Below are 13371 nucleotides of genomic sequence, written 5' to 3' on the forward strand. Positions count from 1 at the left end.
AGTATGAAAGGAAATGTAATGATGGAATTAACAATTAATAAGGATAAAGCAGTAGTTGTTCTTAGTGGAGGACAAGACAGTACTACTTGCCTGTTTTGGGCAAAAAAAAGATACAATGAAGTAATTGCTGTATCCTTTAACTACAATCAAAAACACAAGCTTGAACTTGAATGTGCAAAGGATATTTGTTCAAAATATGGAGTTGAGCATCATATTTTAGACCTAAACCTTTTAAATCAATTAGCTCCAAATTCACTTACACGTACAGATATAAAGGTAGATGAAAATGCCCCAAAGGAAGGAACTCCAAATTCCTTTGTTGATGGCAGAAATCTATTATTCTTAACCTTCGCTGCAATTTTTGCAAAGCAAAGAGACATAAACACTATAATCACTGGAGTTTCTCAAAGCGATTTTAGCGGCTACCCAGATTGCAGAGATGTATTTATAAAATCTTTAAACGTAACCTTAAATTTAGCCATGAACTATCAATTTGTGCTAGTAACTCCACTTATGTGGATTGATAAAGCTGAAACATGGAAAATGGCAGATGATTTAGATGTACTTGATATAGTAAAAAATGAAACCTTAACCTGCTATAACGGTATAAAAGGAAATGGCTGTGGAAACTGTCCTGCTTGCAAATTAAGAAAACATGGATATTTAGAATTCAAAAAGAAATATCTAAAAAACCCTAATAAATCTTGTTAAAAAAAATCGCAAAATACTTAGATATTTTAATCTGTTTGAGCAACGCAAGTTATTGAAATATCTTAGGATTTTGCGATTTTTCTACCTTAGATTTATAGAATTTTTTTAATGCGACAAAGCATTATTACTTCGCAGTTCTTTACTATATATTATTTCGTGTATGTTTCTATTTACAACATAGCTCTTAACCAGTCTATCATGTAATCCTTGTCCCTCTTTTGAATAGAGCATTGATAAAGCTATGGCAATACTATATATGGCCCCTATAAATCCCAAAATTTGTGGTAAAGTTAAAAAAGCCTTCATAACCTGATTTACATTATTAAAATCTACTGCTGGAGGTGTTCCCTGCTGCACTTTAGCTATAGTTTGTGCTATGAAGAAAAATCTCAAGCCTATATATCTAATTCCTGATTTCCAAATAGGCAATCTATTTCCACTTTTATCTGTAACCTTTATTTTTACTATAAGTTTTCCAAAAGAACCTTGAAGCCTCGAACCTTCCATAACTGAAAAATATATTAAAGATATTACAAGTATGCATATACTATACGTTGAACCTCTGCCTACATTTAGAGAAACTATATAAAAGGCTATTCCTAAAATCATCAAGTCAATTATATAAGCAATCGCTCTACTAAAAATGCCTGAATATTCTATTTTATTTGACTGATTTTTATGGTCATTTGCTTGGTTTAAACTGGCCCCACATTTTTGGCAAACCTTAGCTTCATCTAGATTTTCCATTCCGCAAGTTTTACAATACATTTTAATTCCCCCTAATAATGCTCTTATATCCCAATAACTTTATGGATATAAATTCAATATACAACAAATTTTATGCAAAGTAAAACAAATCTTCAAACTTCCTTTAAAATATTCATAGCATTTATAGCTGATGGAAATCCAGAGTAAATTGTCATTAAAAGGATTATCTCCTTAATTTCTTCAACTGCTACTCCTACATTTAGTGCTGCATTCATATGGAACTTTAATTGAGGCTCCGCTGTTCCAATTGCTGTTAATGCTGCTACAGTAGCCATTTCTCTATATTTTACTCCAAAGTTATCTCTTGCATAAAAATCTGCCTGTCCATTTACTATGAATTTAATAAGGTCTGGTGCAAAATCATTATAGGCCTTTTCTAAGTTTTTTAGCTGATTACTATCAAACATAGCTAGCTGCTCTGCCCCTACTTCGTATCTTTCATTAGGCAAAACCTCTCTTACTGGCTCACTTCCTTCTGGATCTTTTATGCCCCTTTCCTTACGTTCACCTAATACTTCCAGCAGCGCATTCATGGCATTTATTGATGCCGGGAATCCTGAATAAGCAGACATCTGCATTATTATTTCTTTAATATCACTAATTGTACAGCCTACATTTAAAGCTCCATTTATATGAACTTTAAGTTGAGGCCTAGCATTTCCCATCGCAGTTAAAGCTGCAACAACGCAAATTTCCTTTGCTTTTAATTCCAGTGCTTCTCTTGAGTATATATCACCAAAACTATATGCAATCATATATTTGACAAGCTCCGGTGATATATCATTTAAACCATTTTCTACTTTTTTTCCTGCCTCTCCATCGATTTCAATCATCTTTCTATATCCTCTTTCAAGTCTACTTTCCATTTCCATAAAGTTTATCCTCCATCTCACTATAAATTTCAACTTTTCTAGACACATAATCTCTAGCAGCTGAAAGCCTTTTAATTTCCTTTTCTATCACTTCTAGATGTTCCTGCATAATCTTTTTTCTTTGAGAAACCGTGGAATCACCCATATGCCTTAATCTTGCATATTCCTGCATTTTACTTATATTCATTCCTGTAGTTCTAAGTCTATTTATAACCTCAAGCCATTTTAAATCATTCTCAGTGTAAATTCTTTTTCCAGAAGAATTTCTTTTTATATCTTTAATTAGCCCAATGCTTTCATAATATCTAAGAGTATGTGGTTTTAGTTTAGTTACCTTTGAAACTTCACTTATATCAAGCTCCATTATAATCCCCCTCCCTGCTTAAAAATAGAATATCACTTAAAGTGCACTTTAAGTCAAGTAAAAAAAATGCGAAGTAACAATGCTTTGTGGCGTTAAAAAAATCCTATAAATCTAAGTCAAAGAAATCATAAAATCCTAAGACTTATTAGAAATTTTTTAAACTGTTCCTTCAGCATTGTTACTTCGCTCCCACGGTAGTACAAAAAAATTCCTCTGTAACTACGGAATTTTAGGTGGGATTTTTGTAATTAATTAAATTTTCACACCATATATTGTACTTAATTTCTATTGATTAACCATTTTTACGGAGAAAAATCATTGTCCTTTGCACTCTGCTTTTCAAATTTTAATTTACTATTTTTAAGTTCTAGGTTGTCCGTCAAACAGACTAAGCTGAGTAGATGTAATTTTTTCTTCATAGGTTGGCATCTTTAATGAAATATTGTGTTTATCACATGCCTCACTTAAAATGCTCCAAAGTTTTTTCGAGTTACTTGCTGAGCATCTATACATGTTTTTAAATCTTTTCTCATACTTTTGTTTAATCCCAGGAAATAGTTCATCTAATTTGCTGTAATAATATGCTCTTTGTCTATCTCTAAGTGACATACCAAGCCATGGAACTATATGCTTAACACCGTAAAAACTCGCCTTATTTACTATATCATTTATATTTTCTTCGTTATCCTCAATGAAAGGAAGTATTGGCATCATAGTTATACTTGTACAAATTCCAATTTCTGAAAGTACACCAAGTGCCTTCAGCCTATCCATTGGAAAAGGTGCATAAGGTTCAACCTTCCTAGCAAGTTCCTCATTTGTGGTAGTAATTGTCATAGAAACTGAGGTATATATTTTATTTATCTCTTCAAGTATGTCTATATCCCTTAAAATAAGATTGCTTTTAGTTGTAACATGTACTGGATAGTTAAAATCTGCAATTAATTCAAGCGCCTTTCTTGTAAGACCAAATTTCTTTTCAGATATTGTATAAGGATCTCCCATAGACCCCGTTCCAAGCATACCCTTCTTTCTCTTTGAAGCTAATGCCTTACTTAAAAGTTCTATAGAATTAGTCTTTACAACAAGATCATTAAAACTTTCAATTCCATAGCATTCACTTCTCGAATCACAATATATACATTGGTGCTCGCAGCCTCTGTAGATGTTAAAAATGTATTTAACTCCAAACCAATCAGATGGTCTTTTTAAGGTTCCTAAAATCGATTTTGCACATAATTCCTTTATTATTTTAAGTCACTACCCTTCACTCTAATATCAACAAAAGGCTGCTTAAATACTACAATATATCCCTTACTCGTTCTGATAACTTTTCCTTTTAGCTCGCCAATATCTTCAATGTATATTCCACCTTCAGTTATAAGTGGTTCGTCTTTAATAAAAAACTCAACACTTGATGCACTAAGTACATTATTATTTTCATAAGTAGTTAAAGTTTTCTCCTTTATAATATACTTATTGTTTAATTTAATGGAACTTTTATGAAGAAGTTTACCATCTAAGCTAACAGTATTTATAGGATCAAACTCCGTTATAGAGAATTTACCTTGTAAAATTATGTTATAACCATCATTTATATAAAAACTAATCAGCTCTTTCTTGCATGAATCTTCATAATTTCTGAGAATGTAGCTTGTATATGCATTAATTTGTGGAACAATCTCCTTTGGTGTCCATTCTATTTGCTCTTTTAAATAATTATATAAATATACTTCAGAATTACTATATTCTTCTTGCCAACATTCACTAAGTGAATCCATTATTAATGCTATAAACATACCAGAAAAATAACATGAAAATCTGAAATCTTTTAATTCATTACTTTGTATAAGTTTTTCACCATACTTGGCTATTATATACTTTTTAGGAAGGCTTGTTTCTTTTTGAAGTGCTTTATATTCAACATAGGTTGCTGTTCCTTCTATCGATTCTATGCTGTATTCATAATTTATACCTGCTCCCACAAGTTTACACCTGTATTCCCTTGTGTTAATGAAATCACTTATTAGCTCTTTTCTTATATTTTCATCTTCTTCAAATACAGCTTTAAGTAAGTATTCTCTTTCTTTTATTCTTAATGCTAAAAATTCTCCTGTAAACTTATAGGTAAAATATAATTCCTCATTAGGAAAGCGTTTATCACCATTTTCAAGTTGATAACCATGGAACATCTCATGAACCATCTTAGAATACAGCTTATCCAAATCTATTATTTCATCCAAGCTATCAATATTGCATATGACAATACACTGACCGCCTAGATTAATAATAGTATTTCCAGCAAATTTTTCAGTGCATTTTCCAATAGCAACTTTACCATCAACATAGTATCCCTCTGGTAGTTCCTTATAATTAACTAAATACACCTCATCAAAATTATATAGTGCCATAGGAAAGCTTTTAAATCCATACCAATAGTGAGGGAATTTACTCTCACTAAGTTTATCATTAAGTTTTAATATGATTTCTTTTCTATCGTTTTTCTCAACTATATTCATATTATCATACTTCCTTAACATGGTATTTGTTTATTGAACATATTATACCATATTATTTACAGTATTCTTACTAATGTACTACATTTAAGGTAAGATTTAAAACTCATTTAAGCTGGGTATAGTTTTTTCCAAAATTAGTTGTCTCTCTTTCTACTAAATTAGTTTCTACTATATAATGATTTTCCTTCACATTATTCTTTAACCTATCTACCAATAATTTAGACGCGTAATATCCAACCTTTTTTACATTGATATCCACAGAAGTGAGAGAAGGCCTATAGTATTCTGCTTGCGGAGTATTATTAAAGCCTACTACTGATGTATTTTCCATTTTATTTTCATGAAGATATCTTATAGCACCAAATGCCAAAAGATCATCAGCGGCAACCACTGCTTCTGGAATCTCACTTTTAATTATTTCTTTCATGGATTCATAGCCATATTCCTCTTTAAACGCAGGTACTTCCTTGATAAAATTCTTATTTATCTCCACTCCGTTTATTTTATGAGCTTGAATATATCCACTTAATCTGTCCTTTGCAACACTCATTTCAATTTTAGGTCCAATAAAAGCTACATTCTTATATCCTCTAAGTAAAAATTTACTTACCACATTATACATCGCTTTAAAGTTGTCGTTATCTACCCATAGAATATTATTTGTGTTTTCTGGTCTTCCAATAACAACAAAAGGAAATTGTATGTCTTTTAAATATTGTATACACTTATCATTATCCACTACAGCACTAAGTATTATGCCATCTACTAAGTTACCGTTTACGTAATTTTTCGCACATTTTAACTCTTCCTCATAAGTAGTACAAAAAGTGTACATTATATAGTATCCTTTTTCTTTTGCATAAGTACTTATTCCAGTCATAACTTGAATAAAGAATGGATTTTTAGTCAAGTCATCTATTTCACTGGTTAAAATAATTCCTATTACATTAGTCGTATTATTCGCCAAACTCCTTGCTATAACATTTGGATGATAATTCAACTTTTTTATTATGCGATTTACCTTTTCTTTTGTTTCATCGCTTATTCTAGGGCTATTACTTATAACTCTAGATACTGTTGATGGAGAAACATTTGCCTCTCTAGCAACATCTTTTATAGTAACACTCATAGCTTTTCACACCTTGCTTATTAATTTAAAAATATGTTTGATACAACCGATTTCATATATAAGTATCTTATATAATAATATTATCACTTTTAATATAGTTAAAATCAACTATTATTTTATGTAAAGAAGTTTTTTATGCACTTAGCATAGTTTTTATACAAAATTTACTATAATCAATTTGACATAAAATAATAATTCTAATATAATTAATTTGTATGCAAACGTTTGTCTTGTATTGGTATTCTTTTGTAAAGGATTACTAATAAGTTATACATAACTACTATTAATAAACCTAAGAAGGAGGGTTCAATATGTTTGGTAAAATTCAAAATTATAATTTAAAAGAAAATAAATTAGAAATAACATTTGAACATAACACGGCGTTTATAGAAATTATATCAGCTTCAATTATTAATTTTTTTGCTCCACTTAAACAAGCCAATCACTCTTCTACGGCTATAGAGGATATAAAATTACAAGAAACAAAATTTGAAGTAAAAAAGGATGATTTTAAGCTTACTATTTGTACTGAAAAATTAAAGTTAAATGTATTTGATAATTTTAAAGTAGATATTTATGATATTGACGGAAATATTCTTTGTGAAGACTATAGAGGTGAAAGGGCTCCTTTTGTAAAAAGAGGTGTAACTCCAAAATCACTTGAATTAGCACTTAAAGAGGGTCATAAATTTAACTCGGAGCTTGGAGAATATAAATTTAATGTATTAAAAAAATTAGATGACAATACTTTCTTTTATGGTTTTGGTGAAAAAACAGGCCACTTAAACAAAAAAGGCTATCACTATAAAATGTGGAATACAGATAGCGCCGCTCCTCATGTTGAAAGCTTCGAAATGCTTTACAAGTCAATTCCATTTTTTATAACTTTAAAAGATAGCAAAGCCTTTGGAGTATTCCTAGATAATACCTTTGAATCACACTTTGATATGGGAAAAGAAAACAGTAACTACTATTCTTTTGGAGCTGTAGATGGTAATTTAGACTACTATTTTATTTATGGACCTTCAGTAAAAGAAGTAATTAAGAATTATACATATTTAACTGGTAGAACTCCACTTCCTCAGCTTTGGACACTTGGATATCAGCAGTGCAGATGGTCATATACACCTGAAGAAAGGCTTATGGAGGTGGCAAAAAACTTTAGGGAAAGGGATATACCTTGTGATACTTTATACTTAGATATTGATTATATGGATGGCTATAGAGTTTTTACTTGGGATAGGGATAAATTTAATAATCCTAAAAACACTTTAGCTCAATTAAAAGAAAATGGCTTTAAAGTTGTTACTATCATTGATCCCGGTGTAAAAAAGGACAAGGGCTATAAAATATATGATGAAGGTATAGAAAATAATTATTTTGCCACAGATAAAGATGGTGTACCTTATATAAATGAAGTATGGCCTGGAGCATCACTTTATCCTGATTTTACGAATAGCAAAGTTAGAAGCTGGTGGGGAGATAATCAAAAAATAATCGCAGACTACGGAGTATCTGGTATATGGAATGATATGAATGAACCTGCAAGCTTTAAGGGCCCTCTTCCAGATGATGTTATGTTTGATAATGACGGAAACAAGATTTCTCATAAAGAAGCTCATAATGTTTATGGACATTATATGTCAAAAGCAACCTATGAAGGTCTTAAAAAGCATACAAATAAAAGACCATTTGTAGTAACAAGAGCTTGCTATGCTGGTACACAAAAATATTCTACCGTATGGACTGGCGATAACCAAAGCTTATGGGAACATCTTCGCATGTCTTTACCAATGCTTATGAATTTAGGATTAAGCGGCTTTGCTTTTTGTGGAACAGACGTTGGAGGTTTTGGCTTTGACTGTACCCCTGAACTTTTATCAAGATGGATACAGGTTGGTACTTTTACCCCTTTATTTAGAAATCACTCTTCAATATTTACAAGAGACCAAGAACCGTGGGCCTTTGATAAAAAAACAGAGGATATTTGCAGAAAGTATATTAAACTTAGATATAAATTAATTCCTTATTTCTATGATCTTTTCTGGAAGGAACAAAGTGACGGTCTTCCAATAATAAGACCTTTATTAGTCCATTATGAAAAAGATTTAAATACTTATGAAGTAAATGATGAGTTTTTATGTGGTGACAGCATACTGGTCGCTCCAATTGTTGAGCAGGGTAAAACAAGTAGAATGGTTTACTTGCCTGAAGGAAATGACTGGATTGATTACTGGACAAAAGAGTATTTTTCAGGCGGTCAATTTATAATTAAAAAGGCGCCACTAGATTTGTGTCCTGTATATATAAAAGCTGGAAGTATGCTTCCTAACTACCCTGTACAAAATTATATAGGTGAAAAAATTATTGATGAACTCACCCTTAATATTTATCTTTCTAAAAATGATAAAAGTATAAACTATGTCCATTACCAAGATGATGGAGAAAGCTTTGATTATAAAAATGGTGCTTATAATTTATACAACATTGAAGTTTCCAAAGCGGCAGACTCTATTAAACTTAAGATTGATCAAACAAAAAATGACTATAAAAATCATTACAAAGGCTTTGATTTCAATCTTTTTACCGACTTAAAACCATCAAGTATTTTAGCAAATAGCAAACCAATTAAGTTTACTCTTTCGGACGACACCATAAGCTTTAATGTTAAAAATGTGTCTGAAGTTATAATAAAGTAAACCTCAACCCCTTATTAAATAAATACTATAGATAAAGCCACACTAATTTCTAGTGTGGCTTTATTATCGATAATAAAGATATTATAATTTAAATTTTCCTACCATCTGACTTAACTTTTCAGCTAACTCAGTTTGATTTACTGCTGTTTGGGACACTTTATGTATTGCTTCACTTGTCTCATCTATAGATTCCTTTATTGTTTCTGTGTTTTCGAAAGAATCTCTCGCAAGGCTTGCCATAGTTTGGGCAGCCTCGTTTACCTGTCCAACTGCTGCTGCAATTTTTTCAGACATAGCAGCCATTTCTTCTGTAATTTTGTTCATGAAATCCGCATCCTTATAATACTCGTCTCCCATATCTCCAAAGTTTTTAAATTGTGAAGAAACATTTTCACTTAAAAACTTTAATACATCTTTATTAGTATCAATTCCTTCCTTAAAGGCGTCCTGCACTCTTAAAATCATATTTTGAATGTTTGTTGCCTGCTCAGCCGATTGCTCCGAAAGCATTCTTACTTCGTCAGCAACTACAGCAAATCCCTTACCATGTTCACCTGCCCTAGCAGCTTCAATAGAAGCATTTAGTGCTAAAAGATTGGTTTGCTTTGCAATGGTAGCAATAGTATCTGCCACATTTTTTATATCATATGCAGCTTTGCTTAGTTCAATTACTTTTAAAATTCTGTTTTGCTTTTCTTCATATATACTTTGAGAATTTTTAATAACTTCCTTACCATTTTTTTGAACTCTTGATGCTCTCTCTTTAGATTCTATGGATTTACTGCTTCCATTTACAGCTTTACTTGACATTTCATTTATACTTGAGTTTACTCCTACAATAGATGTTGCTATTTCCTCGGAAGACATTCTTGTCTCCTCTAACCCGGAGGATATTTGCTTTACAGCCTCGTTTATACTCTCAGCCTTTGCAGACATCTCTTCTACTGTAGCTCCAAGTTCCTCGCTGGATTCACTTATACTCTTTGAATGTTCCATTATCATAATTAGAAGTTGTTTTACATTATACTGTGCCTTTATTATAGCTTCAGTTGCTGTTCCAAATTCATTTTTCTTCTCTACTAAATATTCCTTTGAGAAATCTAAGTTGCCCATATCTTCTGCCATTTCTACCATTTTAGCCAGTGGCACATTAATATCCTTAGATAAGGCAAACCATAATCCTATTGCGCTAGCTATTCCAATTACAAGTAATGCCATCATAGCAATATTAGTATAACTATATACTTTATTGTTTTCATAATTACTTTGCTTTGCATTATCTAAACTTAAACTTATTATCTTATCAAAGTTTCCAAACATTATATCCATTAGTGGTGCTACTTTTTGCGAGAATTCAATATCAGCATCAAAATAATTACTCTTATCTACAAGACTTACTACATCATTTTGAGCTTCTTTAAATTGATTCATCTGTATTTTTAATATATTCCATATTCTTAATTTTTCAGGTGAATCTATTAATCTTGCATAACCGCTTATAAGCTTACTGTTTCGTTCCTCATTATCTGATATATCATTCATCATATCTGACTTTTTAACATCTTTATCATAAACAATATTTGAAACGTCTGCTTTAATTGCAGTAAGATTTTTTTCTACAGCACTCAATATATACACATTTTGCAAATTATTATCATACATCTTTCGTGAGTTTCCTGCCACAATTCTTAATGCTCCTATGCCTACGATACCAACTATCGCTATAAGCAAAACGATTACGACAAATGACATAAATAATTTTGTTTTAACTTTTATATTTTTAATACATAACACATTAATATCCCCCTATCCGCACACTAAATATATGGATAAATTTAAAGTCCAAATTACAGTTTTGGACTATATTACAAATTAATTGTTATATACACTTTTTGTAATTATATGGATACATAATATGTGCAATTATAGGTGCTGTGAATTCATTTAGTCATTCTGCAGCACCTACCTGTTATAGATAAATTACTCTGTATATATAATAATACTTTTTAATGCATTAATAACGTATGGAGTATTTCTAACTAATACCTTTATATCTTTTTCACTTTCATTATTTATTTTTATAGTATCTTTACTTACACTTACTTTTATTAATGTATCTCTAAACATTACTTTAAAGGAGAAAGAATCCCATTTGCCTGGTATAAAAGGTTCCAAAGTAAGCATGTCATTCTTAACCTTTAATCCACCAAAACCTTCAACTACAGACATCCAGGTTCCTGCCATACTTGTAATATGACAGCCATCTTCCGTATCGTTATTGTAATTATCTAAGTCTAATCTAGCTGTTCTTAAATAAAGTTCATATGCCTTATCTTCTTTATTAAGCTTTGCTGCTAAAATTGAGTGTATGCATGGAGATAAAGAAGACTCATGAACAGTTCTTGGCTCGTAAAACTCAAAGTTCCTTCTTATAGTATCCTTGTCATATAAATGTTGAAGGAAATACAAACCTTGAAGTACATCTGCTTGTTTAATAAAGCAAGATCTCAAAATTCTATCCCAAGACCAATGCTGGTTAATTGGCAATTCCTTTGGATCTAAGTCTTTTACTAAAATTTGTTCTTTATCCATATATCCATCCTGCTGCAAGAATATTTTAAGCTCCTCATTTACAGGATAATACATGTTTTCTATGATATCCTTCCATTTAACCATTTCTGTTTCTTCTAAATTTAGCTTTTTAATTATTTCATCATATCTAGAAGCCTCATTATCTTTAACATATCCTAAAGCTTCAATTGTATACTCTAAAGTCCAAGCTGCAATTCTATTTGTATACCAATTGTTGCTGACGTTATTTTCATATTCGTTTGGTCCTGTTACTCCTAAGATCACATACTTGTGCTTTTGTTCTGAATAATTAACTCTTTCAGCCCAAAATCTTGATATTTCAACCAAAACATCTAGTCCATATTCACCCAAATATGCTTTATCACCAGTATAATTTACATAGTTATATATAGCATACGCTATTGCTCCATTTCTGTGGATTTCCTCGAAGGTAATTTCCCATTCATTATGGCACTCTTCACCATTCATAGTTACCATAGGGTAAAGAGCTCCTTTTTTAAAGCCCAGCTTTCTAGCATTTTCTTTTGCCTTCTCAAGCTGCTTATATCTATAAATCAATAAATTTCTTGCTATCTTTTTATCAGCAGTAGCTAAATAGAATGGCACGCAATAAGCCTCTGTATCCCAGTAAGTACTTCCACCGTACTTTTCACCTGTAAAGCCTTTTGGTCCAATATTTAATCTGTCATCTTCTCCTGTATAAGTTTGATTTAGTTGAAAAATATTAAACCTTATTGCCTGCTGAGCAGATACATCACCTTCAATTATTATGTCGCTTTCCTTCCATTTTTCTTCCCATGCTTTAGCCTGCTCACTTAGGAGTTCATCATACCCCTTAGCATAAGCCTTTTGTAAAATTTTTTCTCCGGCTTCAGCTAATTCTTCTGGCTTAAAATCTCTTGATGTAACATTCGAAACATATTTTATAATAGCTACTTCTTCATTTTCTCCTGCGCTTACTTGTGCAATATTTCCTACAAATTTTTCTCTTTCAAGTGTTTTAGCCTTATATTCATATTCTTTACCTTGCTTTAAAATATCATATTTCATTAAAGAGCAAAGATAAAAATCTAGTTTTTTAGTTTTAACTGTAAGCATTGCTCGTCCATTTTCAGCTTTCTTTGAAACTTCACTCCAAAACTTCTCATCATAATTTGAATCTGTATTTTTAATATCGCCATCCAAGAATGGTGAGAACTCTATTGTTCCGCTGAAATTAAGTGGAGTTACAGAATACTTTACTGCTCCAATTTCTTTATTTACTATACTTACAAATCTCTTTGCCTCAACTTTTACTTTTTTACCACTCTCAATATCTGCAGTAAAGGTTCTGTAAAGGTATCCATGTTTCATATTAAGAACCCTTTTAAAGTCTTTAACCTTACATTTTGCAATATCAAGTGCTTCTCCATCAATCTTTACTCCTATGCCAATCCAATTTGTAGAATTTAGCACCTTAGCAAAATATTCAGGGTATCCGTTCTTCCACCAACCAACTCTAGTCTTATCAGGGTAATATATTCCTGCCATATAGCTTCCTTGAAGAGTTTCTCCACTATAATCTTCTTCAAAGTTTGCCCTCTGCCCCATATATCCATTTCCAATACTAAATATACTTTCGGCAATTCTATTATCCTCAGAATCTAATTTATCTTGTATAATATTCCATGGATCTAATTCAAAATACTTTTTCAACTAAATTCCCTCGCTCTCCATA

Annotated in this window: 10 protein-coding genes; 2 read left to right on the forward strand and 8 right to left on the reverse strand. The window is 31.3% G+C overall.

Going from position 1 to position 13371, the window contains the following annotated elements:
* The first annotated feature begins 21 nt into the window (after window positions 1-21).
* The gene (gene queC / locus ACJDT4_RS20325) at window positions 22-711 is read left to right on the forward strand and encodes a 7-cyano-7-deazaguanine synthase QueC (protein WP_406789427.1); all 690 of its coding nucleotides are present in this window, start codon (window positions 22-24) and stop codon (window positions 709-711) included.
* A gap of 105 nt (window positions 712-816) precedes the next feature.
* On the opposite strand, the gene ACJDT4_RS20330 is transcribed toward queC, so the two are convergent.
* From ACJDT4_RS20330 to ACJDT4_RS20355, 6 genes are all read right to left on the reverse strand, one after another.
* A complete protein-coding gene (locus tag ACJDT4_RS20330) occupies window positions 817-1479 on the reverse strand; it encodes an RDD family protein (protein WP_406789428.1) in 663 nt (220 codons plus the stop codon).
* 92 nt (window positions 1480-1571) lie between these two features.
* Complete coding sequence (locus ACJDT4_RS20335) at window positions 1572-2351, reverse strand: carboxymuconolactone decarboxylase family protein (RefSeq protein WP_406789429.1); 780 nt, start codon at window positions 2349-2351, stop codon at window positions 1572-1574.
* A complete protein-coding gene (locus ACJDT4_RS20340) occupies window positions 2335-2715 on the reverse strand; it encodes a MerR family transcriptional regulator (RefSeq protein WP_406789430.1) in 381 nt (126 codons plus the stop codon). The genes ACJDT4_RS20335 and ACJDT4_RS20340 overlap by 17 nt, the downstream gene beginning before the upstream one ends.
* 360 nt (window positions 2716-3075) lie before the next feature.
* Window positions 3076-3966, reverse strand: coding sequence for an SPL family radical SAM protein (locus ACJDT4_RS20345; protein WP_406789452.1), 891 nt, complete (start codon window positions 3964-3966; stop codon window positions 3076-3078).
* Window positions 3963-5234 carry a hypothetical protein gene (locus ACJDT4_RS20350; RefSeq protein WP_406789431.1) on the reverse strand — a complete coding sequence of 424 codons (1272 nt, stop codon included), beginning with the start codon at window positions 5232-5234 and terminating at the stop codon, window positions 3963-3965. The genes ACJDT4_RS20345 and ACJDT4_RS20350 overlap by 4 nt, the downstream gene beginning before the upstream one ends.
* A 103-nt stretch (window positions 5235-5337) precedes the next feature.
* Complete coding sequence (locus ACJDT4_RS20355) at window positions 5338-6363, reverse strand: LacI family DNA-binding transcriptional regulator (RefSeq protein WP_406789432.1); 1026 nt, start codon at window positions 6361-6363, stop codon at window positions 5338-5340.
* Between the two features lie 311 nt (window positions 6364-6674).
* Between ACJDT4_RS20355 and ACJDT4_RS20360 the strand changes: the two genes are divergently transcribed.
* Window positions 6675-9062, forward strand: a complete 2388-nt coding sequence (locus ACJDT4_RS20360; RefSeq protein WP_406789433.1) for a glycoside hydrolase family 31 protein — start codon at window positions 6675-6677, stop codon at window positions 9060-9062.
* A gap of 81 nt (window positions 9063-9143) precedes the next feature.
* On the opposite strand, the gene ACJDT4_RS20365 is transcribed toward ACJDT4_RS20360, so the two are convergent.
* Together ACJDT4_RS20365 and ACJDT4_RS20370 are read right to left on the reverse strand one after the other, a co-directional pair.
* Window positions 9144-10856, reverse strand: coding sequence for a methyl-accepting chemotaxis protein (locus ACJDT4_RS20365; protein ID WP_406789434.1), 1713 nt, complete (start codon window positions 10854-10856; stop codon window positions 9144-9146).
* 186 nt (window positions 10857-11042) lie between these two features.
* Entirely contained in the window at window positions 11043-13349 is a 2307-nt protein-coding gene (locus ACJDT4_RS20370; RefSeq protein WP_406789435.1) for a glycoside hydrolase family 65 protein, read from the reverse strand.
* Between the last annotated feature and the right edge of the window lie 22 nt (window positions 13350-13371).

Origin of the sequence: Clostridium neuense (genome assembly GCF_045310695.1) — a bacterium.
Taxonomy (GTDB): Bacteria; Bacillota; Clostridia; order Clostridiales; family Clostridiaceae; genus Clostridium_S; species Clostridium_S neuense.